20 protein-coding genes and 1 pseudogene are annotated in these 24,339 nt (G+C 61.0%); 8 read left to right on the top strand and 13 right to left on the bottom strand.

Annotation, left to right across the window (positions count from 1 at the left end):
- Position 1: 1 nt before the first annotated feature.
- Genes HWV23_RS15530 through HWV23_RS15520 form a run of 3 tightly spaced genes read right to left on the bottom strand, consistent with a single transcriptional unit; the run spans position 2 to position 3,101 of the window.
- Positions 2–877 (bottom strand): alkaline phosphatase family protein, encoded by an 876-nt coding sequence (locus HWV23_RS15530; protein WP_178291293.1) that lies wholly within the window; start codon positions 875–877, stop codon positions 2–4.
- Positions 874–1,821 (bottom strand): glycosyltransferase family 2 protein, encoded by a 948-nt coding sequence (locus HWV23_RS15525; RefSeq protein WP_178291292.1) that lies wholly within the window; start codon positions 1,819–1,821, stop codon positions 874–876. Before HWV23_RS15525 ends, HWV23_RS15530 begins: the two co-directional genes overlap by 4 nt.
- Positions 1,818–3,101 carry a sulfatase gene (locus HWV23_RS15520; RefSeq protein WP_178291291.1) on the bottom strand — a complete coding sequence of 428 codons (1,284 nt, stop codon included), beginning with the start codon at positions 3,099–3,101 and terminating at the stop codon, positions 1,818–1,820. The genes HWV23_RS15525 and HWV23_RS15520 overlap by 4 nt, the downstream gene beginning before the upstream one ends.
- 148 nt (positions 3,102–3,249) lie before the next feature.
- On the opposite strand from HWV23_RS15520, the gene HWV23_RS15515 reads away from it, so the two are divergent.
- Entirely contained in the window at positions 3,250–4,341 is a 1,092-nt protein-coding gene (locus HWV23_RS15515) for a Gfo/Idh/MocA family protein (protein ID WP_178291290.1), read from the top strand.
- Positions 4,342–4,381: 40 nt separating this feature from the next.
- Here the strand turns inward: HWV23_RS15515 and HWV23_RS15510 are convergent, their stop codons facing one another.
- The 5 genes from HWV23_RS15510 to HWV23_RS15490 all read right to left on the bottom strand — a co-directional run bounded on the left by HWV23_RS15510 (position 4,382) and on the right by HWV23_RS15490 (position 8,994).
- Positions 4,382–4,882 carry a metal-dependent hydrolase gene (locus tag HWV23_RS15510; RefSeq protein WP_178291289.1) on the bottom strand — a complete coding sequence of 167 codons (501 nt, stop codon included), beginning with the start codon at positions 4,880–4,882 and terminating at the stop codon, positions 4,382–4,384.
- Positions 4,882–5,343 (bottom strand): OB-like fold-containing membrane protein, encoded by a 462-nt coding sequence (locus tag HWV23_RS15505; RefSeq protein WP_178291288.1) that lies wholly within the window; start codon positions 5,341–5,343, stop codon positions 4,882–4,884. Before HWV23_RS15505 ends, HWV23_RS15510 begins: the two co-directional genes overlap by 1 nt.
- A 6-nt stretch (positions 5,344–5,349) precedes the next feature.
- Positions 5,350–6,462, bottom strand: a complete 1,113-nt coding sequence (locus HWV23_RS15500) for a glycosyltransferase family 4 protein (protein ID WP_178291287.1) — start codon at positions 6,460–6,462, stop codon at positions 5,350–5,352.
- Positions 6,463–6,512: 50 nt separating this feature from the next.
- Positions 6,513–8,423: a hypothetical protein gene (locus HWV23_RS15495; protein ID WP_178291286.1), complete on the bottom strand. Its 1,911-nt coding sequence runs from the start codon at positions 8,421–8,423 to the stop codon at positions 6,513–6,515.
- A gap of 328 nt (positions 8,424–8,751) precedes the next feature.
- Entirely contained in the window at positions 8,752–8,994 is a 243-nt protein-coding gene (locus HWV23_RS15490; protein WP_178291285.1) for a hypothetical protein, read from the bottom strand.
- A gap of 136 nt (positions 8,995–9,130) precedes the next feature.
- Between HWV23_RS15490 and aglF the strand changes: the two are divergent.
- Positions 9,131–9,888 (top strand): annotated as a pseudogene (gene aglF, locus HWV23_RS15485) (UTP--glucose-1-phosphate uridylyltransferase AglF).
- Positions 9,889–9,900: 12 nt separating this feature from the next.
- Here the strand turns inward: aglF and HWV23_RS17310 are convergent.
- Positions 9,901–10,338 (bottom strand): NUDIX domain-containing protein, encoded by a 438-nt coding sequence (locus tag HWV23_RS17310; protein ID WP_178291284.1) that lies wholly within the window; start codon positions 10,336–10,338, stop codon positions 9,901–9,903.
- Positions 10,339–10,459: 121 nt separating this feature from the next.
- On the opposite strand from HWV23_RS17310, the gene HWV23_RS15475 reads away from it, so the two are divergent.
- Both HWV23_RS15475 and HWV23_RS15470 read left to right on the top strand, forming a co-directional pair.
- Positions 10,460–11,347 (top strand): NAD-dependent epimerase/dehydratase family protein, encoded by an 888-nt coding sequence (locus tag HWV23_RS15475; RefSeq protein ID WP_178291283.1) that lies wholly within the window; start codon positions 10,460–10,462, stop codon positions 11,345–11,347.
- Between the two features lie 231 nt (positions 11,348–11,578).
- A complete protein-coding gene (locus HWV23_RS15470) occupies positions 11,579–12,718 on the top strand; it encodes a phage NrS-1 polymerase family protein (RefSeq protein WP_178291282.1) in 1,140 nt (379 codons plus the stop codon).
- Positions 12,719–13,665: 947 nt separating this feature from the next.
- Here HWV23_RS15470 and HWV23_RS15465 read toward each other — a convergent pair.
- The 3 genes from HWV23_RS15465 to HWV23_RS15455 form a co-directional block, all read right to left on the bottom strand.
- Positions 13,666–14,937, bottom strand: coding sequence for an RNA-guided endonuclease TnpB family protein (locus tag HWV23_RS15465; protein ID WP_178291281.1), 1,272 nt, complete (start codon positions 14,935–14,937; stop codon positions 13,666–13,668).
- Position 14,938: 1 nt separating this feature from the next.
- Positions 14,939–15,331 (bottom strand): IS200/IS605 family transposase, encoded by a 393-nt coding sequence (tnpA, locus tag HWV23_RS15460; protein ID WP_178291280.1) that lies wholly within the window; start codon positions 15,329–15,331, stop codon positions 14,939–14,941.
- 840 nt (positions 15,332–16,171) lie between these two features.
- Entirely contained in the window at positions 16,172–16,933 is a 762-nt protein-coding gene (locus HWV23_RS15455) for a hypothetical protein (RefSeq protein WP_178291279.1), read from the bottom strand.
- Positions 16,934–17,176: 243 nt separating this feature from the next.
- Here HWV23_RS15455 and HWV23_RS15450 point away from each other — a divergent pair, with 243 nt between their 5' ends.
- On the top strand, positions 17,177–17,461 hold the full coding sequence (locus HWV23_RS15450) for a ribbon-helix-helix domain-containing protein (protein ID WP_178291278.1): 285 nt from the start codon (positions 17,177–17,179) through the stop codon (positions 17,459–17,461).
- Complete coding sequence (locus HWV23_RS15445; protein ID WP_178291277.1) at positions 17,454–17,738, top strand: type II toxin-antitoxin system RelE family toxin; 285 nt, start codon at positions 17,454–17,456, stop codon at positions 17,736–17,738. Before HWV23_RS15450 ends, HWV23_RS15445 begins: the two co-directional genes overlap by 8 nt.
- A gap of 218 nt (positions 17,739–17,956) precedes the next feature.
- Here the strand turns inward: HWV23_RS15445 and HWV23_RS15440 are convergent, their stop codons facing one another.
- Positions 17,957–21,835 carry a helicase HerA domain-containing protein gene (locus HWV23_RS15440; RefSeq protein ID WP_178291276.1) on the bottom strand — a complete coding sequence of 1,293 codons (3,879 nt, stop codon included), beginning with the start codon at positions 21,833–21,835 and terminating at the stop codon, positions 17,957–17,959.
- Positions 21,836–21,922: 87 nt separating this feature from the next.
- Here HWV23_RS15440 and HWV23_RS15435 point away from each other — a divergent pair, with 87 nt between their 5' ends.
- Both HWV23_RS15435 and HWV23_RS15430 read left to right on the top strand, forming a co-directional pair.
- Positions 21,923–22,462, top strand: coding sequence for a hypothetical protein (locus HWV23_RS15435; protein WP_178291275.1), 540 nt, complete (start codon positions 21,923–21,925; stop codon positions 22,460–22,462).
- A 601-nt stretch (positions 22,463–23,063) separates the two neighbouring features.
- The gene (locus tag HWV23_RS15430) at positions 23,064–24,128 is read left to right on the top strand and encodes a transcription initiation factor IIB family protein (protein WP_178291274.1); all 1,065 of its coding nucleotides are present in this window, start codon (positions 23,064–23,066) and stop codon (positions 24,126–24,128) included.
- Positions 24,129–24,339 lie beyond the last annotated feature (211 nt).

The following is a 24,339-nucleotide window of genomic DNA, read 5'->3' as shown; positions in this document are numbered from 1 at the left end:
TCTATTTGTAACCAAGAGCCGCCAGTCGATCCTCAATACTCGTTTCGTCGGTCGTTGCTTCGTACTCCTCGGGAGTGTGGGTCTGCTGATCCCGTGCTGTAGTTTGGATCCAAGGAACTTTCCGCAACGGTTCGAAGGGCATGTGTAGGGGGTGTCCGTATATTCCCCATTCACCCATCCCATTACCGTGGTCCGAAGTGATAATTGTCTCAGTTGCGTCGAGGTTGTTTAATAGGAGTTCTATATCGTCAAGGGCTATTTTTAGATTGCGACGGTAGGCACGCCAGACATCTTCTTCCTCAACCTCACCGTCGCGGAACCGACCCCAAGTGTCTCGCACTGCCTGTTTTTCAGCTCCGAAGTTCCCCATTTGTAGCGGCTGTCGTTCTTCCCAGTCGAGAAACGGGACGTGGGGCTGCATATAGTGAATCAGAAGCCGATCAAAATCAGAAGTCCGTCCGATTCGGATCGCGCGGTCCGTGATCGGCCTCGGCCGTACAGTGCCGAGGTCGTCATCCCACGCATACCGCCAGACCTCGTCAAGCGTTCCGAAAGGGTTGTCGTCAAGAACATAATCCGAGAACGGGTTCCCCGTAACGTAGGCAGTTCGTTCAAGTGTTTCAGCTGACGTGCCCTTTACCGTCTTTTCGAGCCAAGCGTGTGTCTTGCTATCAACAGACCAGATAGAATCCAGATTTTGAAGGGATTCGTAATCCGAGGCCACAGTTTCCATCAAATCATACCGACAGGCGTCGAGTACGATACAGCAGTCCCAGTCCCTCGAAAATACGTTCGTGCCAGCTTGCCGATCTCCAATCTGGTGGAGGAGTTTCCGGTAGGCCGTCTGAATGTATCTGTTGGAAATCAGAGAATTCATGTATTCGAGGCTGTGCGAACAAACATACGTTTCAGTTTCTTGGCAGGGATGAAGGTATACTTTCCCCCTGCAGAGAGGCAGAAATACAGTAGCCCACCGAACGTAGGGTACGAACGGAGTGAATTGAACGCGTGCCTGCGAGCCTTACCTGTGACACCATTACTGACCGCTGACCGTGTAAGTTCTAGCTCTACGCCAGCGACAAACCGACGCTCCGTGGACCGTCCACGTTCGGCAGCTTCCGGTCGATGCTTCTCCAAGAGTTCCGGGGCAGCCTCACGGCGAAGTTCGTAGTCGTCACTCGTCTGTTCGTGCTCGCCGGAGTACCGATCGACGTGGGGCTCGGCAACCGAAGCAATCTTATATTCCCTCGCGACACGGAGATAGAGATCCCAGTCTTCCCAGACGGGGAGGTTCTCGTCGAAATCGCCAACAGTATCGATTACATCTCGCCGAACCATCACGGCCGACATCGTTCCGATGAAGTTCCCACCCATCAACCGCTCGAAAATGTCTCCGCCGTGGTCGTGTCGCTTAACCGCATTCACCGTTCCGTCCGGCCCCATTTGCCTAACTCCCGAATAAACCATTCCCAGATTGTCATCCGGGCGTTCGAAGCGGGCTATCTGTGCCGCTAGTTTCTCTTCGTGCCATCGGTCGTCGTCGTCGAGGAATGCGATATACGTGCCGGTAGCGAGTGCAAGCCCCGTGTTTCGTGCCGCCGTAACTCCCTCTTTTTCATCGTTTCGAACACACTGAACCCGGTCGAACTCGCCGTCGACATCGTCGACAACATCCGATGCCGGATGTGTCGATGGGCCATCGACCACAACGAGTTCGATTCTGTCGTACGTCTGCGCGACGACACTCTCAACTGCCCGCCGCAGCATCTCCGGCCGATCGTACGTCGGGATCACTACGCTGACGGTCGGCTCCGAACTCATTCCTTGTACCCCAGCGCCTCCAGTCGCCGTTCGACATCCTTCGATGCCCTTTCCCCGGCGTCACCCGACACGGCGACCCCGTCTAGCAGTCGATCGCTATGACTCCTGAGCGACTCAAGCAACTCCTCGTCGCCCTCCGAGTCAACTACCTCGTCCGACTCAATCGCCCGCTCCACGCGCGCCCACCCATCCAGCGAGTCCGCGCGGAACCGCCGGAGGTGCTCCTCGTCGTACCGGTCGTCTCCGCGCACCCCCGAGAACACCGTGCGGTCGGCGTACGCCTCGGTATCGCCCGCAATCTCGCGCAGGGACGTCCCGGGCAACGACGCCACACTGTACCCGGTCGCCTCCAGCACGGTCGGCACGACGTCGACGGTGCTCGTGGGCACCTCGATTTCGCCGGCGGGCACGCCCGGCCCGCGGGCCACAAGCGGCACGCGCAACAGCTCCGGGTCCAGCTCCCTCGGGTGACCGTAATACCCCCGCTCCCCGAAGGCGTCGCCGTGGTCGGCCGTGACGATTACCAGCGTCTCCTCGAGCAGTCCGCGCGCCTCCAGTTCGTCCAAGAAAGCCCCCAGCTGCGCGTCGGCATACCGTATTTCTTCGTCGTAAAGATTCACCATCTCTTGCCGCTCGTCGTCGGTGATGCTTTCAGGGTCCGACACGGCCGCTCGCTTGTACATCTTCTGGGCGCGCTTCATTCGGACGTACTCGTCGTGGAAGACGGTCTGGTACTCCTGTGGCGGACTGTAGGGGCCATGCGGGTCCATGTAGTGCGCCCATAGAAAGAACGGCTCCTCGGCCGAGTCGACGAACTCCAGTGCTCGTTCGTTAATGGTCTCCGCACGGGCGTAGTGGCGGTTCCGTATCTTGTCATAGGCCCGTTGCGCGAGCGCGACGAGTTTGTGCTGGCCAAGATAGAGGTCGTCGTCGAACACGTCGAAATCACGGTCAAAGCCGTAAGCCCGAGACACGTACGGATTTGCGTGGAACGCTCCTGTCGTGTAGTCTGTCTCACGCAGGTGCGAAGCGATCGTATCCGCCGCGAGTTCGTAGCCATCGTCCACGCAGGCGTTCGGATACCGGCCGGTCAGCAAGCCCGGAATCGCCTCTCGTGTGTGCGTGCTTACGCTGTAGGCATTCGAGAACTGTACATTCTCCGCAGCGAACCGATCGAGATTCGGCGTCGTCTCCCGGTCGTAGCCGCACGAGGAGACGTGATCGGCGCGAAGTGCATCCAACGTAAGCAAAACAATGTTCGGCCCCCCAGGCTCAGTCATCTATTATTGACCAATAGTCTTGCCGTATTAATCAATTGCTCTTGACCCCGCCCTGCCGAGGCAAGTATCCTTGATATCTACGACAAGTTCTCTCCCCCATTTCGCTTCGACCGGAATGCCTTTGCCCGAATCACCTCACTCCTCGGACATGCCGATTCGAGTGGGCGTCGTGGGGGCGGGCAACATCGCGACGAGCCGGCACATCCCCGCGCTCCAGAACCACGACCGCTTCGAAGTCACCACTGTCTACGACCGCAACGAGACCAGAGCAGCTACGGCCGCCGCGGAGTACGACCTCCGGGCCGCCGACAGCTTCCAAGACTGCTATGGGGCCGTCGACGCCGTCTCGCTGTGTACACCTCCATCGGTCCACCGCCAGCAGGCCGTCGATGCACTGGAGGCTGGCTGTCACGTCCTCTGTGAGAAGCCGATGGCGATGACCGAGGCCGAGGCTGCCGCGATGGTCGAGGCCGCCGACACCAACGAACGTGTCCTCTCAGTCGTCCACAACTTCCTGTACATGGATGCCATCGAAGAGACTCGCGGCCTGATCGAGTCCGGCGAACTCGGAACGATTACCCGGACGCACATGGTCAAACCCGAATCCGAGGAGAAACGCGCCAAGGAGTATCTCGACGATGCCGCCCGGCCTGCCACCGCCACCGCAGAGTGGAAGCTCTACCGCCTGTTCTGGGACGAGGCCGCCCACCTGATGTACCTCACCCGGGATGTCCTCGGAGACATCGATCTCGCTGAGGCAACGGCCACTCCCACGCCCGACTCCACCTACGGGACGATTCGCGCCCGGTTCACCAACGACGACAGCGCGGACGGCAATGTCACGATGCTCTTAGACGCCCCCATCAGCGAATGGTGGTTCGTTGTCGTTGGCACCGATGGCATCGTCCTCGTCGACATCTATCGCGATCTCACGATTCACTTCGACCGCGAGCCGGACCACTCCGCGACCCGGGTGCTGAGTGTCCTCCTCAGCGGCATCACCCAAGCCGGTGTCGGGAGCGTTCTGTCGGGACTTGACCTGGTAACCAACCGCTTGCTGGACGACTACCGCATCCCGGACGCGGGCTTTTCGACACAGCTTGACCACCTCGCGGACGCTATTGATCACGACCGTCCGCTGCCGACGCCGCCCGAGGAAGACCGGAAGGCCGTCGCCGCAATGGAGGCCGTCGTCGAGGCGACGCCGATGGCCGAGGGCCGACAGGCGGCCGACGAGTAGCGATCCACGACCGGCAGTCAGACACCCGAGACGTCTCCCGTCACTTGTCGCCGTCGCCGAGAATCCGGTACCGCACCCCCCACACCGAGGCTGCACACCCACCTGCGACCAGCACTGGCCAGCGGTCGGTACTGAGATACAACCCCGGTGTCGGAGTGCCATGCGCCGCGAGCGGCCACCACAGCGGTGCCGCGACGCCGGAGGGCTTGACCAGCAGTGCGTCGAGAACCAGATGCGTCCCGGCGCCGAGCGGGAGCAACAGCGCCACCCGCGGCCGGTACTCCTTGCTGGCGAGGACTACGCCAACGAGGCTCGCGACCACGACGCCTCCGAGCGTGTGGAAGCCGAACCACGCGAAGGGAATGCCGAACAGGGACGTCACCGTCTCCTCGGCAACGAGCAACGACAGCCGCGAGAGATCGGGGATGACCGCCCCCATCATCGCGACAGTAACCAGGGGCGGGCTTACCCACGCGTACCGAATCGATAGCGATGTCGCCAGCGCGTACGCAACCAGCACATGGGTCAGCAGATCCACCATCAGTTCGTCTCCTCCTCGCCCGCCTGCCGCGGTTCAAACGCCAACCGACTGACGTCGAGCCGCCATCCACGGAGGAACCGCCCGAGTACCCAGAGCGCGCCGACCAGCGACACTCCATACAGGTACTGGAACTCCCAGGAGGACCGGACGACGATATTGTGGGCCGCGATGGTGCGGTCGGGTTCCACTGTCCCATAGACGACGAGGTGGTCACCCCTCTTGATCGGTTCATCTGTGCTCGATTCGGCCCCAACGACGGTCAGCACGACCCCCTCATGGTCGATGCGGACCGGGTCAGTGTCGACGACGGTCCCGGCGACCTGGACCCGTTCGCCGACACGGCTTTCGTAGTCGGTCGTCACATCGACTGACGGAATCGTGCCCGCGCCGAAGAGGACCACACCGATGAGACAGCCGACGACGAGCAGCGCACCGAGCCGCTCACGACGCGTCTCCAACATTCCGCGTCACTCCACCAACTCGTGATACACGGCGGTCGTCTCCCGGACCGTCTCGCCCCACGAGTACTCCCCGAGAACACACTCTCGGGCCCGCCGACCGAGCCGCTCCCGACGGTCGGGCGCCGCCAACAGCCGCTGTAACGCTGCTGCAAGCGCCTCGACGTCGCCGAACGGCGCGGTCTCCCCAACCTGTTCAACGACCGACTGCAGTTGAGGGAGTTCGCTGGTGACGACCGGTGTGCCACACGCCATCGCCTCCAGTACCGTCCGGGGGAATCCCTCGACTTCGCTCGGGAGTGCGAAGACGGCACTCTCCGCGTAGGTTTTCGGCAACTCCTCGTTGGGCACCCGGCCAGCGAACGTGACGCGGTCCGTCAGGCCGTACTCGGTGACTGTCTGTTCTAACTCCTCGCGGAGCGGCCCTTCGCCGACGAATCGCAGGGTTACGCCAGACATATCGTCCGCGAGCAGGGCGAAGGCGTCCAGCAGTTCGCGAACGCCCTTTGCCGCCTTGAGACGGCCGACAAACAGTATTTGGGGTTGCTCGGCAACACTCGCGTCCGGGACGAACGTGTCACAGTCGATGCCGTTGTGAATCACCGAAACCGGCGCGGTGATGCCGCGTTCCCGCAGTCGATCCCGGTCAGTCTCGGTATAACAGAGGACCCGATCGGCGGCATTGAACGTGAACTTCGCAAGCGGTGCATACGCTTTCTGGACCGCCATCGGGGCCGTCTGAGAGTGGAGGCCGTGATTCGTGATGACCAGCGGTGTCGAATCGACCCGAGCCAAAAGCGCTGCCATGTTCGTCGAGAAATACAGATGCGAGTGAGCATGCACGATATCGTGGCTCTCGAGCAACCGGTGCATCGCGGGGATCATCCCCGGCGTGATGCTGTTGCCGAACGGCCGGGCGAGCTGGCGATACCGTCGCACCTCGTATCCGGCACGCGTTTCCCGCCGTGGCTTTTCGTGGTCGCCGTGGTCTGAGGTCAACAGCGTGACATCGTGGCCCATCTCCGCTTGCAGCGACGATAACTCGTGGGCGTGAAGCGCTCCGCCGCCGAGTACGTCTGGGTACGCATCGGTCGCAACCCGGAGTATCTGAAGATTCTTCATTAGATCTTAATTCCGGTCAGGTATCCTGTCATCACTACTTACCCCAATACTTATGAAATATAGTATAATTCGACAGGCCCGTTATCATAGAATTTTCTGTTATTTTCCAATCCTTCTGTCGGATTTGAAGGAGAAACATAAGATGCCGCACCAATACCACTACCTCCATGTACGGTCACCCCTGTGTCAATACGGTGGTAGCTAACTCCGATGGCGCCTTCTTCCACCGTCGAGTAATCGATTGTGTGCTCATTCGCTGGAAGTTGATGTGCCCACTGAAGTTCAGCTTCTGCTTCACCGACCTGGTTCCAAAATTCCCTAGTTTGGTCTTCTTCTGCTACTTGATATTCAATCGGATAGAGTACTTCTTGATTAAATGGACTCGTTTCGATCCCGGCGACGGTACTGGCCGTCGAGAAGAAAATCAGCAGGAAGACGACGCCCGCGACGAGGCCGACCGCCGCCACCGATTGACGTGCGGACGCGTGGCCCTGATTGAGGAGGTAGACGAGTCCGGTAGCTGCCAGGAATCCCATAGCAGTCATCTGTGCCATGACGTAGATACGTTGAGGGATGATGAACGGAAACTCAATAACCACGCCGAGAAGCGCCAACGCGCCAGCAAAGGCGAGCCAGACGATCATCATGATCCCGATGCGGTCTTGATACACGAGATGGGTCAATCCCCCGAGGACGACGAGAAACACGAGTATCCCTTCGCCAGTAGTGTTGATGAGAAAGACCCGTGGCGGAATCGCGGCGAACCGTGAAGCCCCAGCGAGCGAGCCACTCGTTTCTGCACCGAGGAGGGACTGGATGAAACTCAACACGTAGCCGGCTAAACTCGGGAGGTAACCCGACGTAATGGTGAGATGGACGTAGAAAATCGTGCTGAACAACACGAGAATCAGCAGGCCATGTGAGATCGCCTTCTCCGTTACAGCCGATCCGACCTGCTGGATTCGTTCGGCAAGGACGATATCAGACAGCGACTGTACGTACTTCGCGCCAAGGAAGCCGACCAAAAGCGCCCCAAGCATGATAACCGCGATCAAGGACGTGTGGTGATGCGTCGCGATGAGCATGAGACCCGCCACGATGAACGCAAGACGGTTTCTGAGTGACGGGTTGAAGTAGAGATAAATCGCCGCGACGTACAGGAGGAAGAATATTGGAAGGATGTGGGCCTGCTGGGTTGGGTGACCACCGCGGTAGACGACGTAACTCATACTTGCGTAGATGAGCATCGCGAGCAGGGCGTACTCCTGGTTGGCCAGTCGGAGGCCAACACAGTAGGTGAGGAACGAGCCGATCAACATCAGCGCGGTACCAAACAGAAGGTACGTACTCTCGGGGGACAGTCCAGTCAGGTTGGCCGCCATTGCAGGCCCGAGATGCTGGCCCGGAAATCCGGCGTATGTCGCCGAGCTCTCGACGACAAAGCCAGTCTCGTAGATGTACCGAACGAGTTCGATGTGATACCCCCCATCCGGACCGCGCATCTGCGGAAAGACGATCTGGTTACTGCCGAACGTGTTGAGACCGAAGAGGACGACCAACACCACGTTCGTTCGCACTGCATCCGTGAGGACGATTCGGAAAAAGAGCGCTACCCCAGCGGTGCCGATCATCAGATAGTACAGTAGCGGTTTCGTATAGTAGCCTCTCGTCAGCGAAACCACCGAGACTGCACTCGCAAGAAGGAAGACGATCGTAAGCACCGTCGGCAACCGCCGGTCCGTAATCTTCGTCGTGGCTAACGTCTGCGAAACCGAGTGATCCGCCACGCCAAGGATGGAATAGAGGAGAAGCCCAACTGTAATCCCGGCGGGGACCATCGTGAGCGCGAGGAAGTTCTGGAACGCGAATATGGTCGCACCCCCCGAGAGGATCGCCCCGAGACCGGCTAGCCGCCGGAGCGAAACCAACTCCCCTACGTCCAATTCCACGCCAGCGTCCATCGAAGTAATTCAGTAAAGAGAAGCGACTGTAATGAGCGTGGCGTTCGTCCTTTTTATCGCTCTGGGTAGTCTGCTCGGCATCCCCTACACCGAAGCGTCACCTCACTCCTGCTTGCCGTCAAAGTCTCTCACCACCGGCCTGATTTACTCCTGATAAACGTCTCAGGTACGCCGATCCGGTCCTATGACCACGCACCGAGTATCATCTACCGACGGCCATGCTCTATCTGCGTGGTGATCGCTGGCCAGCGGTGGTCGTCGAAATTATCGCAGCAGGTGTCTGGGTAATACAAAACGGTTCGCGAGGTTTGGCCGAGCCTCCGGAGAGTTAGACCTCGGCGAGTTTCGAACTCCAGTACAGCAGTCCAACTCCAAGGAACGCCAACAGCCCGAACGTTGCCGATGCGAGGACACCGATCGTCGGGAACCCGCTGGTGAAGTACGTAAGTGCAGCTGTCGATAGTAAAGCTACGATAAACAGAACGCTGCAGACCAACGACAGAATACTGCCGGTCTCGAAGAGAAAATCCGGAGTCCGCTGTAAATCAATCTCCCGCGGGAATTCGGACATATCTCTTACTATGCAATCATTTCCTTCTAAACTTCACCCTAAATCGTTTGACGATACTGGTCGATGCCCCCAGTGCTTTCGACCCGTATGTCTCGAAACGCTTAACGGACTTCGTTCACTCGAAAGTGGTACTACAATGAAAGCGGTCGTACTCGCTGCGGGGAAGGGGACTCGTCTCCGGCCACTCACGGACGACAAACCGAAAGGGATGGTCGAAGTCAACGACAAGCCGCTTCTCACTCACTGTTTTGACCAACTCCTCGAACTCGGAGCCGACGAACTCGTCGTCGTCGTTGGCTATCTCAAGGAGAAGATTATCGACCACTACGGCGACGAATACGAGGGTGTCCCGATCACCTACACCCACCAGCGAGAACAGCAGGGGCTTGCCCACGCCCTGCTGACAGTCGAAGACCACGTTGACGACGACTTCATGCTCATCCTCGGGGACAACATCTTCGAGGCCAACCTCGCCGACGTCGTGAAACGTCAGCAAGAGAACCGGACCGATGCTGCGTTCCTCGTCGAGGAGGTGCCGAGGGAGGAGGCCTCCCGCTACGGTGTTTGTGACACGAACGACTACGGCGAAATCACGGACGTCGTCGAAAAGCCCGACGATCCGCCGTCCAATCTCGTGATGACGGCTTCTACACGTTCTCGCCAGCAATCTTCCATGCCTGTCATCTCGTCCAGCCGTCGGACCGTGGCGAGTACGAACTCTCTGATGCGATTAACCTCCTCATTCAGTCCGGCCGCACGATCGACGCGATTGGGCTGGAGGGCTGGCGGATCGACGTCGGCTATCCCGAAGATCAAGAGGAAGCCGAACGCCGTCTCTCCGACGGCCTCGAAGAGCCTCGCTCTGAGGCAGCCCCCAGCGAGACAGACGACTAACCGCGGCTCTTTTTAATCACATAAGAATTGGCGGAGTTGTGGAAGCGTCCGCGGTGGAAGCGACCCAGGATCTGCCCAGCGGTACTCGGAGACGCCCTCTCTGAGGGTCGGCGATGGCCGCGAGACAATATCACAGTCCATGACCGTATACCTCGAGACCAACGCTGCCTCAGAGCGATGTGCGTACCAAACCGCGCCAGCTGTATCGCCGATACGTACCTCACAATCGAGTTCCTCGCGCAGCTCGCGGCGAAGCGCCTGCAGGTGCGATTCGCCGGACCGAACGCCGCCGCCTGGCACGGTCCAAAAGTGGGTCCCGTCGTTGTGTCGCTCTTTGACGAGCAACACCGCTGAACCGCTGGTTACCAACGCTTTGACCCCACGTCTGACTCGAACCGGGGACTGTCCGCTCCCACCGGCGTTCTCCTCGGCGTTCCGTACCCACCCCATACGATCGTTCAGAATTACAGCAGTCCTATAATAAGTTCGACTACGGCAGAATCAACCACCCGGAGACTGGTTACCGGCGTTGGTTCACAACCCTCTTGGTGCCCTCCTGAAAGCATCCACCATGGACGGAGAACGCGTGTTGGTGACGGGCGGGGCGGGATTTATCGGCAGCCATCTCGTCGACGCACTCCACGAGACGAACGACGTGGCGATTCTCGATGCGGCACCGACCGGAGAGGCCCCAATCAAGGTTGAAGTCATCCAGGGGGATATCCGAAACGAGGAGACGGTTGCCGACGCCGTCGCCGACACGGACGTCGTCTTCCACGAGGCGGCGCTGGTCAGCGTGGCCGAATCAATCGATCACCCGAAAGCAAGCCACGCGACGAACGCGACGGGCACGCTAAACGTCCTCGAAGCCGCCCGACGACACGATGCACGGGTCGTGGCCGCCTCCAGCGCTGCGATCTATGGCCACCCCGAAGAAATCCCCGTCTCCGAAGCACATTCGCTGGAACCGACCTCGCCGTACGGCATCGACAAACTGGCCACTGACCACTACACCCGACGGTACCACGACCTCTACGGGCTGGAGACGGTCGCCCTCCGCTATTTCAACGTCTATGGGCCGGACCAGACCGGCGGCGACTACGGCGTTATCAAGGTCTTCTTCGAGCAGGCACGCAACGGTGACCCGATAACCGTCCACGGCGATGGCACCCAGACCCGGGATTTCGTTCACATCGAAGACGTGGTCCAAGCGAACCTGCTGGCCGCGGAAACCGATGCCGTCGGCGAAGCATACAACGTCGGCACCGGCGACTCCATCACGATTCGCGAACTCGCGGAACTGATCCGTAACGCCGTCGGCAGCGACTCGAAGATCGTCCACACCGACCCTCGAGAAGGCGATATCGACCACAGTCGAGCGGACATCGACAAGGCCCGTGACCGACTCGGCTACGAACCCGAAATCGAGCTTGAAGAGGGCCTCAAAACGCTGGTCTAACGACGGCTATCTAGCCTCCAGACGCGCTCATTGATACCGGCGGCATGAAGCCCTCCAGTGTCCGGGCGCCGTCGATTCTCACCGGGAGGCGTTGGACGGTTATCCCGGAATCGTGTTCAGAGCCCGAGATCCGCGTCTCCGTTTCGGTAGGGGTTCTATGGTTCCGCGTATAGCGCCAGTCGCTCGACGGGAATTATTTTATTTTGACTGGACATCTAGCAATCTATAGTCGTGTCCTCAGCTCCACCGACGAGAGACGCGATTCCGGAGACACTCCTGGAGTACGACCAGTGGCTCTGCTGGCGTGCTGAAGAACGCGATGGGAAGACGACAAAGGTCCCGATCGATCCCAGTAGTGGCGAGTTCGCGTCCACGACCGACCCCGAAACATGGGCCGCGTTCGGGACAGCTCGCGAGCAAGTACAGTTCGGGCAGGAGGACGGCCTCGGCTTCGTGTTCACAGAGGCAGACCCCATCGTCGGCGTCGATCTCGACGACTGCCGGGACCCCGAGACTGGCCATCCGGACGAGTGGGCCAAGGACGTCATCGAGACGCTTGATTCCTTCACTGAGGTCAGTCCCTCGGGAACCGGCTATCACGTCCTCGTGACTGGGTCGCTTCCGGAGGGCCACAATCGGAAGGGCGACCTAGAACTCTACGAGACGGCGCGCTTCTTCACCGTGACCGCCGACCACGTCGACGGGACGCCTACAGCGATCAAGAAACGCGAAGACGCGCTTGTGACTGTATATGACGAGTACCTCGCACCCGACGACCAAGGAACGTCAGCGTCCGACCAGGCCGCCAGAAACGGCCAGACACATGGGGGGATCGACGACGAGGAACTCCTCCGGAAAGCGAAGAACGCCGCAAACGGCGACAAGTTCGAAGCACTCTACCGCGGGAACACCAGCGGCTACGAGAGCCACTCGGAAGCCGATATGGCGCTGTGCTCGCTGCTGGCGTTCTGGACCGGCGGCGATGCCCGACAGATCGACCGACTGTTTCGGGACTCAGGGCTGATGCGTGAGAAGTGGGACGAACAGCACTTCGCGGACGGGAGTACGTACGGCGAGAAAACGATCGAGCGGGTGATCGCCGGCACTAGCGAGTTCTACGAACCCGTAGGCGACTCGACAATATCGTCGACACGGGCAGAGCCACTGGCAACGGAGCCGTCCACTCTCGGTTCCGGCGAACGGGAGCGAGTCGAGCGCATCGAGGAGCTCGAACAACGGCTTCGTGAGGTGCTCGAAGAGAAAGCGAAACTGGAGGCCGAACTGGAGAAGGAGCGCTCCCGTCGAAAGGCCCTCGAAGCGGAACTGGAAGACGAACGCGACTCCGAAGGGTCACTCTTCAGCTGGCGATAGTGGTCTCTGACCGGATTCCGTCTCGGAGGGATTCCCGTCGTCCTCCCGGCAAGAGGAGACCAGTTTAATCAAAGGGCCTTCACGCCGTCAAACTCTACACGGATTTTATCGTTCATCCACCACCCGGCCCAACCCCCGTTTCAGGTCCAGCGAGATGGAGCGATATACAATCTTCAGTTAGCGGATGAGAAATATTGAACAGCGTGTTCCGGGAATTAGCGCAGATTAAATGGCAAAACAAGCGGCGTTCAGCCCCGCGAATATGTGTGGGTGCTGTGGTGCTGTTACGGAGGCGGTGCTGTAACAATCGAACTCATTGGTCGGAAGAACATCTCTATGGGCTGATTTCTCATTAGGAGAGGAACAATAGGTCTGGATACTGGGGGTATTTAGAGAAATATTTCAACAATCGGTTGCTGGCATGCGGTTTTTGGATTGTACATCGGTTGTTTCGGCCGTCAATATGAGGGCGAGTATCGATGCGAAAGGCGGCGATAGAGGTCGTTTAGATGCCGAAATAGTGGCGTTTCGGGAATACAGATATCTGAGATTGTTCGCAGCGTTTGGGTGCGCGAAGAGAGTCCAGTAAAGGAGAACAATCGGTTCCTGTCCTGCGGTTTCGGGATTTGCAATCGCGGGTGACAAGCGCCCTCAGAAGAGGTGTTTTCCTCCCATCGTACAGGGCCTCGTTCCCCTCCGAACCGTTTCAGACTAGGATACCGACCGTTCAGCGCGATTGTTAATCCTGATCCGCAGTCGAGAGCGACTGATGGATGGTCTCGATTCTATCGGTCGTTACACAACGTCGCGCCTCTCGGATTTCGAACATACCAGCCTCTGCGGACATCTGCCTGCTACCCGCTGAAAACGAACTGCACTCCCTCCTACCCTCAGCGTGACATCCTCCGCGCCGTGAACGTCGCGGCTTCCCGGCATGGGAATACCAGCTACGTTTCGCTGTTGCTGGCAGAGGGTTCCGACCCGTGGAAAGTCGAGAGAGTCATCTGCGAGGGTTCCTCGCTCGTCTCTCGGTGGGTCGTGGCGCTGTCACAGGCGCTCCCATCCCGTGAGATGTCATCGCCCGCCGGTTTCAGCGGCAGGCTCTCACCCCACGGGTCGTGGCGGTCAGCGATGTTGACCGCCGCGTTGATGTCTGCGTGGTACTCCGATACCCAACACACGTCGTTCTGGCACCGGAACTCGTCACCGTTCCGGTGCCCGATGTGACCGCACTCGTGACACGTCTGGCTCGTGTACTCCGGTCGGACGTATCTGACCGGAAGCCCCGCCTCTCGTGCTTTGTCCTCGATGCGCTGTTGAAGCCGAGCGAACGCCCATGCGTGGAGCCGTCGGTTCATCCACTCGCCGTAATCGAGGTCTTTGCGGATGTCCGAGAGGTCTTCCAGCACGAGGACTGGCTTCTCGAATCGACAGGCGTACTCGACGGCACGTCGAGACGCCTTCTCGATGATGTCAGTGAGTGCGTTCTGGTAGTGGTCAAATCGCTCGTCTATCCGCCACTGTGCGGCGTCACGCTCTTGGAGTCGCTTGAGCGTCGTGAACATCTCTTTGCGAAGGTGACGGGCGCGACCACCGTTGATGAGTAGTGGGTCAGTCGGAGCCCCCTGCTCGCAAGCACAGCCCGCGAGCAGGTGTGCTTCGCCAATGTCGAAGCCGACTGGTGTTACATCGTCGTCTGCCGGTTCGTACTCCGGTTGTTCGACCGGGAACTCGACGGTGACGTGGAGTGTCCACGACGTGCGGTTGCGTTGCAGTCGGAGTTGTCCCGCCGAAGCGTCACCGTGTACGAGGTCGTGCCACAAACCGTCTTGTTCGGGATTGATACGAAGCGGTATCCAGAAATTCGTCCCGCGACCGGGTTGCGGTGCCCACCATGTGAACTCGTAGTCACGCGCCGCCGAGTGGTCAAACTCGGCGGCTTGGTTGGTGAGCCGAACCGGATGGTCGTCGTCTAACTCCTGTGCGTCGTAGGTGTCGTGAAGTTGCGGGACGTAGCTGCACAGGGCCGCTTTCGCCTGATACGGTAGGTCGTAAGGCGTCACCACGTCGCTGGTTGCGCTCATCGTGTCACACCCGGCGTCGAACGCCTCGTGAAGTCCCTCACGGTAGGTTTCGAGCAGGTCACACAGTTTCCGCTCTTTGTGTGCTGTCGGTGGGGCGAGTGTCGCCTCCAGAGTTTTCGTGGTTGTTGCGGTCATGCTACTGGCCGTCCACGTAGTCCATCAGCACGTCAATGCTCACTTGGCCGGTCGTGGCGAGGAAGTATCCCGGTTGCCAGAACGCATCTTCAAGCGTCTGTGTCACTTCGGGAAACTCCGACCGAATCCGTCGGGACGTGACGCCTTTGAGCGAGTTGATGAACTTCGTGAGGTCTGTGGTTGGTTTGGTCCGAAACAGGATGTGAACGTGGTCGGTTCCTCCGTCCACGTTCTTGATGTCGGCCTCGAAGTCGTCTGCAATATCGTGGGCGATTTCAGCGACACGCTCAAGCCGCTCATCCGTGAGAATATCGGCACGGTACTTCGTGACAGTCACGAAGTGATACTGAAGCGCGTACACTGTATGCGACCCGGTTTGCAGATGATACTCCATTTGGCCTTAGCAAATATGAGACACCCAAGACAGATAATTCTTGTGACGTGAGGTATTCAGCAGGGAGAAACCGAGTGGTTCGTTGCACAGAGCTTACGCGATTCACTCCCGCCCTGATCGCTCCTCGGTTCCGACTGAGCGTCGAAACACTCGTCACTCACTGGAAGGGCGGGATTCTCTCGCTGAATCAAGATAGTAGAGGCCCAATATTTGATTTCCTCCAGACGGTGGTGAGTAAGGCGTGTACGTATCGTCACAACCCACACAGCTATCACAATTATAGCGGCGTAGCACGGGTGTTGTCGGGTCGGCTGCCGGACGCTACTGGTTGTTAGTCGGTGTTCGCGGCAGCTCTGGTGATGATACGGAGTTGTTACTGGCCGCGGGCGGGGTAGTTTCCGGAGAGTGGCACGCCCTCATCGTGGCTGTGTCGGTCTGCCGACGGGCGTATCCCCCTGCTATCGTGACGATCAATCATGCATCGGCGGCTCCACCCTCCGGGCTGCTCCTGACGCTGTCTCTCCCCGGGCTCCGACCGGTTTCCGAACCGGTCTCAGTGTGGTCTGGCGGTCGAACCCAGCCATCGGAGTTCGCTCGGAGGCGTTCATCTCCGGGTCATCCGGAAATACCCCCAGCTTTCGAACAAAGCGGCTGATTATGGACCTCGTGCCTCGTTGACATCCGATAGCGATCGAGCTGCGAGGAGAGAACGACCGTCGGTTACGGAGTAGAGGAGGACACCATTTGATACATCTCCACGTTATCTATCGATCGCCGAAATGGGTTCAGAACCGTTCCAATCGGAGCATTTTAGAAATGTAGAGAAGAGGTCGCTTGATTTCACTCGCCGCTTGCATCACTATTCAGGGTTGTATCGCCTCCGCTTCCGCTGGCGCTCGGGTTGTCCACGATGACACCGTACTCGATCGTGTCGTAGTCGATTGTCGCCTCACTCGGCGAACTGCTAGCGCTCTCGTCCCGCACATCGAGCGTGATGTTGATCGTCACTCGGGCGCCGGCGGCTACGTCGTCGCCGACGTTCTGCGGATAGAGGCCCGGTGAAAACGAATTACTGGCGAGGCCCTGTTCGGTGAGATTGACCGTTCCCGTCCCCGCATGGTCACTGAAACTCGTATTACTGCCGGCCGTCACGTCGGAGACATCGCTGTTATTGCTGCCGTCGGTGATGAATTCACTACTCCCGACGACATCGACGGCGCTGGTTTTACTCGACTGATTACTCCAGTTCGTTTTGACGGTGCTAGCGTCGATTGATTCACCATCCGGCAGCAGGTTGTTCATGGCTGTCTCGTCGAGGCCGGCCTCGGTCGTGACCTCGACGTCGAGCTGGAAGTGGCTCACGCCGTCGGAGAAGTCGCTCCACTGGAAGCCGATCTCAGGAGCGATCGTCACGGCTGTCACGTCCTGTTGGTTGGAGTCGAGTTCCACTGTGGCCATCGTGTTGACCTGTGTGGCTGCGGCGGCCGGCTGGCTGCTGTAGAGGAGCGCCCCACCGCTGATTGCGACTCCCCCGATTGCGCCACCACCTACTTTGAGGATTGTGCGCCGACGCGTTCCTGAATCAGTATCTTGCTCGGACATGGAATGATCCCGAATGGGGGCCACGTTGCCTACCCGCCCGTGGTCTACCCATCCAGACAATACGTGCTGGTGAGCGGGGCTAAGGAGAGGGCCTAAATGGATTGGCATTAGGTCGCCGGGAAGGCTAGTGGCCTGTTGCTTGCGGGAATCGTGATCTCGGGAGCGGTCTTCACTACATTGAGCCCTTCAGGAGCCGTCTCTACCAGCGAAACAAACTTGGTAATACGGCTGTAACTCTTGCGTATGTCTGGAGCAACCACAAAAGAGAACGGCGACGACGAGATCGTCACGGTGAACTTCAAGGTCACCCAGTCGTTTCTCGACGAGATAGACGAGACGTGGCAGGGACGCGGCTTCAACAGTCGGAGCGAGTTCATCCGGTACACGCTGCGCGACGCGATCGAGTTCCCGACGTTCGACCGCGACGAACTCGTCGCCCTCCTCGAAGCCGAAGAGGATGTCCGCCAGGGGCGGACCATGAGCGCCGAGGAGGCGCGCGAGCGGTTCGGCACGGACGGCGATGAGTGACGGCGACTGGACGTGGGAACTCTCATCGAAGGCCCAGGATGACCTCGCCGCGCTCGACCCACACGAGCAAGACCGTATTCTCGACAAACTCGACGAAATCGTCGATTCCCCGTGGCGTGACCCACCCGATTACGGCGAACCACTCCAGAACAGTCCACGAAAGAAAGTACGTGTTGGAGGGTTCCGTCTCGCCGTGACGTTCCGTCAGAACGAACGGCGCATCGTGGTTGCTCGAATCAAGCGCCGTGGTGGAGCGTACACTGCGGACGATGACTGATTGTACGCCGAAGCAACCAACAGGTGACATCCTCCGCGCCGTGAACGGCGCGGCTTTCTGCATGAATACCGGTTAACTACCGGTAGTGGGTTCCGGCCCACCACTCCGAGCCTCATTTGCTGTAGTGGGATTCCTCCGCATTCACGCGGAGGAGGTCTATAGCCTGAATGAACTGTAAAGGTTCAGAAAGGCCACATCCAGCTCGTTGAAGCAGGCGATTACTCGAGAACCGAATTCCGAAGGTAGCCGAGCGTGTGGACATCCGTGAGCCCGGGCGAGTCAATCTTGAAGAATCGCGGCGCAGTCGACTCGCTATAGGTTTTCTCGATGCGCTGCACGTTGTCGTTCGGGTTGTTCAACGCCTCGAGGACGGCATGGGCGCCGCTGCGGTTCTCGACGATCCAGATCGCCGCCTCGGGATCGACCGCGGCGAGCTTGTCGTAGTCCTCCGGGGCGGCATCGAGCAGGTCGTGATTCGTCCGCTCGGCCTCGACGGCCGCGACGATCTCGCCACTACTGTCCAGCGCGACCGCGTCATAACGGTAGCCGTCCGTCTCGTAGTAGGTCCGCACCTCGACGGCCGCCGACTCGGTGTCGTCGACGAATTCCTGGTCGAGCAACGCCGCGCCGTCAAGCACCATGACGCGGTGAAGGCTGGATTCACCGAGATCGCCGATACCGTCGCCGTGGGTGATGCCTTCCCGACGTTGCTCGTCGATGAGTTCCAGGCCCGCGTGGGTCACCGTGTACAGGCGGTGTGGATGGTCGCCGTCGCGGTTCAATAGCCCGTCGGCGACGAGTTCGTCGACGGCGTCCTGCTCGATGCTGATGTACTCGCGGAGCCGCACCATCGAATCCCGCCGGAGGTCGTACTCCAGGTCGGGGTCGTAGCCGCCGCGTTTGGCGGTAACGACGGCCTGCAGGAAGAGCAACTGCTGAACGGAATACGGCGAGTCGAGACAGTCCTCGGGGCTGAGCGTCAGCGGCACGTCACAGATCGGGATGTCGTCCCGATCGACGATATCGAGGCTGTTGCAGCACTCGATGGCGTCCCGGAGCTTGTCAAAGCTGGCCGCATAGCTCGTGCCACACCCCTCACAGCTAATGCTGTGGGCATCGGCGTCGTACGTGAGCATCTCGGGCAGGCGCTTCGTGTGTGGTAGCGCACTCCGGAGCTCGTGAAGCTGGATCGACGGCTCCGTCTCCGCCTCGGCGTCCGTGTCTGTAGCGGGTATCGCATCCGCCGGAGTGTGGCCGGCCTCGGAGTGGTCGGTCGTGACCGGTCGGTCGCGCTGAATCGGGAGACCGTACTCCGTGGCGGTGCGGTGCTGGCAGACGTCGAGGGCGCCCTTGAACGCGGTTTCCCGCGCCGGCGACAGCGGCTCAGGGCCGTCGGGATGGCCGGGCGGCAGCGGCGCCGATTCAATGAGGAACGGCCGGGGCTCGGCGTCACCGAACGGCGCCGGCAGCGTCACCAGCCATTCGCCCTTCTCGAGGGCGCGTAATCGGTTTGCGACCGCGTCGGCCGGCATGTCGTCGGTCGCGAACCGCTCTGCGAGCCGCCGGTCGTGGCCGACGTTGCCCGCGATGATCGTCGACACGTCGTTCAGCAACTCCTCGTAGGCTTCAGGATGCTCATGACGCAACTGTTCGGGAAACTGCATCGCGAGCGTGACCGCACAGTTGAAGCCGCGGGCCTGCCGCAGGAACTGCGTTACGAGATCCGACGCCGCCACCTCGGCCGCCTCCTCGATGAACAGATTCACCAGCGGCGGCTCACCACCGCTATCGGCCGACGCCTGGGCATCCTTGCCGGTGGCCGTATCCAAGGGCGACTCCGACACCGAGTCACCGTCGTCAGACTGCCGGTCCGTTGCGCCACCGTCGGCCGCCGCCGGTTGACCCGTGCTGTTCCCGCGAGCCTGTTCGCGGCGCTTCAATGCGTCCCACAACTGCGCGAGGACGACCAGTACGAACGCCTTCTGGCTGTCCGCCCGCATGTCGCTCGTGTCGAAGACGATGACGACGTCCTCATCCAGCAGTTCGTCGAACGAGAACAGCGGCATGTCGCCGTCACGATCCTCCGGCGCGTAGTTGAACAGGCGATAGAGGCGGCTGTCGGTCTGGAGTTTCTCGAGGCGGGCCTTGACGGCCTCCATCACGTCGTCGAAGGAGCGGGAGGCGTTCGCGGCGACGGACGTGAGGCCGTCGGCGACCGCTGGATGGCTCGCCGCCGGCGGCTCGCGCTGGTCCTGCAGCCGCGTCACCATCCCCTGCAGTTCGGCGTACGTGAGCACGTCGTCGCCGTGAACCGTGTCGAAACCCGCCTTCAGCAGATACTGCAGGATATCCGGCGACCGAATCGAGCGCTCGTAGGTCTCCTCTGTCGCCCGCATCCGGAGAACCTCCTCCAGGAAATCCGCCCGGTCCTCGATGGCCGAGACGCGAGGACGGCCCACCTCGAGATCCGGCCGGATATCCAGGATCGACAGCGCGGGCAACAGCCGGCTACAGTCGAAGTAGAGGACGTCCTCGAGGTCGTCGTACTCCCGGTAATGGGTCTGGAGGTACTCCTCTGGGAGGCCGTCGCCCTTCCGATCGACGATGATCGTCGGGCCATCCGTTGCCGCGTGGTTCGTGCGCAGCGCCGTCTGGGCCAAAACCGACTTCCCGGACCCGGATTTCCCCAGCACCAGGCTGTGCGTGGTCTGGAGCTCCGGCGGCAACACGAGCCGGTCGGTCTGCGTCTGGCCGTCGGCGTCCTTGACGTGGCCGAGATACATGCCCTCGCCGCGGTACCGCTGCAGCGTCCGCGGGGCGGGCGGCACGATCGCGGTGCGTTCGCTTGCCGTCGGGTCGAGCCCGCGCTGGGCGGTCGCCGGCAAGCCCGCGCCGCCGAGGACGCACAGCGAGGGCGCCTCCGCAACGTCGGCGACAAGCGCGTGGGCGTCGCTGCCGAACTTGGCTTTCAGTTCGCTGGTGGGTGGCGACGGCGCCCGCTCGCGGTCGACGAGCGCCTCGAGGACGCGCTGGCCGGGCGGCACACAGCCGTCGTGAAAGCCCTCGTCAGTGCGGATGCGGCCGGTCACGTCCTGTGTGGTGTGGCCGGCCGGCGACAGCGTGGTCGCGAGTCTTCGAGCGGTCTCGTGGACCGGCCGCGGCGTCTCCCAGTACGACGGCGGGGCGACGACCGCCGCGCGGGCGGTCACCTCGAAGGAGCGGCGGGCGTCCTTCGCGCGGAGTTCGTCGAGGCGCTGGGCGGCCGTCGCCGAGAGCCGACGCTCCCCGGTATCGTCCTCATCATACCCGGGTGAGCCGATGAGGTCCTCAAAGACGCGCGCGGCGACGGAATCGCGGCCCTCCTCGATGCGGAACCGTCGATCCTCGAGTTCGGCCGACCAGTCGGCTTTCGGCCGCAACAGCACCTGATAGACGATGGGGAACTCGGCAGTCGCCATCGTCTCGGCGAGTCCGGCGAGTGGCGTTCCCTCGTCGCTTTCGTCCGCCTGGCGCGCCTCCCTGGAGGTCCGGCTGCGAGCGCCGCGGCGATACTCCGGGCGGCTATCTCGGTCGCGTCGATCGCCATCACCATAGGTGGCCAGCCGCGTCTGCCAATCCAGTGGATGGTCACAGTCCGGCGTGAACCTTATGCCAGCGACATAGGGTCCGTTTTCGTGGATATCGTCCGTCGTGTCAGCCTCCCCAGTCGTCGCCGGCGACAACAGTGCCTCCGGGTGGCACTCGACGCGGTCCAGGTCGTAGCTGTTCGGAAAGACGCTCCGCAGGATCGTCTCCAGACCCGACAGATCGGCCTCGTTCTCCGTGGTCCCGACGAGATACCGCATCGGAGCGGCCTCGCCGCCAGCGCTGACCAGCAGGAATTCGAGCGTCGCCGGCTGGTCGCCGAACAACCCGAGTAGGCCACCTGAATCCTCCGGCTGGAGATGCGCGTACAGTCGCCTGAAGCCGCGCTGGACCGTCCGCGGGGTCGGCGTCGTTTCGGCGGGCGTGATCTCGATGTAGCGCTGCGTCTCCGCTCCCGTCTGTGTCGGCGCCTCGATGCGCGTCGTTACAGGGCGGGGATTCCCGGGTCTCATGCCTCGTGGTTCACGTATCACTCTGCCAGACAGTTTAATATAGTGGCTATTCAAGTTATAATTCAACAAGTAATAATATTGATTACTATGGATTCAGAAGGAGTGGTTATGGACGTCGCTTCCGTACTCACGGACCAGTTGCACGGCTGGCCGATCGGTCGCGGCTCCGTCGACGTCGTCTGTGATATTCCCCACGAGGCGCCGCGCGCGATCGACTGCGACCGGCGCGTCCAGTACGAGTGTTGTGTAGTCGGCGACTCGATGACCGTCTTCGAGGGTTATTCGATCATCGGTGTCTGGCACCCGGATCTGTTGCGGTGCCCCGACTGCGAGATCGAGTCACTCCCGGACCCGACCAACGGGTTCGGCGAAGCGCTCGTCGAACTCGATATCACCTGGCAGAACCAACAGCGCGTTCTCGACACTCATGATCTGACGGTGCTCGATTACTCGCCTGTCGACGAGGGGACCGAGCCGCCCCGCGGGATCCCCTGGACGGTGTTGCAGACCGCCATCAAGCGCGGCGACTGGGGGACGCTGCGTCGGAGTCGGCTCAGACGACAGATGAAGCAGTATCGACAACGTGGCGCGGAGGACCTGGCCGACGCCATCGAGCAACGGCTGTAGGCCCCACAATATTCCGTTTTAGCCGCCGCTCTTGCTTGCTCTCTGGCACTGGTAGCCCATCTGACCGACGCTCGCCGGTAATTGTTTCCCAGCGTGTTAACCAACAAAATCCCGCCTCGTGTTGGTTAATTCGCCGGCGGGCTTGCAGCATCGCTCTCGTGGGTCAGCCGGCCGGGGCTGGAATGAACGGTTGCCCGGGTGTGTGACCGACGGTTCGCCGCGCTCGGTGCTGCCGCCCTCCACGCGCTCGCGACCGACCATTCCGGGCGTGCGGCTCCCTCGCTGGCGCTCAGTCGCCGTTCCGGGCTGAAATGGATATGGTCTCGCGCCAGCGGGTAAGCGCCGGGGGCTGCGCTCCGATCGGTGCTCACCCCGCGACGCTTACTCCGCTGGACGCGCGTTCCGGGCGGTCTCACCGCGCGCGGCTTGATTGTGGCACCTCACGTAGGCGCGCTCTCGCTCGCGCCCAGGAGGGCGCTCGCGAAGGCGCGAGCGAGAGCGCGCAGCCGTGACTGGTCGGTCCGGTTCCGTGGAAAACCCGCGATGTAGTGGCATCGCGGGGTCGGGCACTCAGCGAGCGCCTTCAGGTCGATTAGACCCAATGAGTTCTAAGCGAGTTATCGAACTTGAAGATTCGGGCGAACAGGAGACGAACGATAGCGATGAAGCGGTTGTCGTCGACGTCCGTGGCGCTGAGTGGCAGGCGACGTGTCCGGAATGCGGTGGCAGCGTGCGGAAGCCGGACCATGAGTCGGTGTGTGCGGACTGCGGACTCGTCGTGAGCATCGAGACGTTGGATCGGACGCCGACCCTGGTGGATCACGCGCCGGATAACAAAAGTCGGAACGGCGAGTGGTCGTGTGAGCCGACGAACCAGTTGCGGGTCGACAAGGGCCTCCATACAACCTTCTTCCTCAACACCGACGGGAAGGGCAACCAGCTGAGCTCGGAGCGAAAGGATCGCATGGAGCGTCTGCGGCAGCGACACAAGCGGTTCACGATGCATGACAAGCGCGACCAGCGGCTGAACGAGGGCATGAAGGATATCGGGATGCTCGGCGCCAACCTCGCGCTCCCCGAGCACGTCCAGACCGATGCCGGTCGATATCTAAAGCAGGCCAAGCGTGAGCGACTCCCGGGTGGGCGGATGCCGTGGGAAGGCCTGGCCGCCGGGGCGGTGCTTCTAGCGGCGCGAAATCACGGTATCGAGCGCGAACCGGACGATGTTGCCCGTCATGCGAAGGCGTCGCTGGATCGGGTGTGTGCCGGCGCCCGGAAGGTCAGACTCGAGACGAACGTGGACGCGCCGCCGGTGCGAGACAGGGCGGTCGATCGGGTCGTCGCAGCGCTGGATGCCGTCCTCGACGTCGAGGCGGCGATCGAACTGGTGCGTGTCGGCGAGCGGTTGCTGGACGTGGCCGATAGTGAGGCCATCGGGTCAGGCACCCACCGGATGGCGATGGCCGGGGCGGCCGTCTACGCCGCGGATCGGCTCACACCCGAGAAACACCTGACGCAAGACGAGGTGGTCGAGGCGGCGTCGACGGTCGTGCCCACGTCGCAGTACCAGATTCGGAATTACTCGCGTGAGGTGCACGATATCGGGCAAGCGCGGTTCGCAGTCGAGCCCGACGACGCCGTGACGGGGCTCGTCCAGGCCGACTGAGGGAGTCGGCTCCCTCGTTTTTATGCGGCCACCACTCCTCGCCCACCGCCCCACCCTCCGCTCCGTGCTCGCTCACTACCGTTCGCTGCGCGCGCAGCCACGACCTTGCGAGAGAACAGGCCCTCGTTCTAACCGGTTCAGAAGACGAGATACCGGAACTCGAGATTCGTAATAAGCCGCGAAGGCGAGCGTGCGAATTGAGCGGCAGAGT

Origin of the sequence: Natronomonas halophila (assembly GCF_013391085.1) — an archaeon.
GTDB classification, from domain to species: domain Archaea; phylum Halobacteriota; class Halobacteria; order Halobacteriales; family Haloarculaceae; genus Natronomonas; species Natronomonas halophila.
Note: the sequence above shows the minus strand (reverse complement) of the source record. Positions and strands in the feature narration are given on the sequence as shown.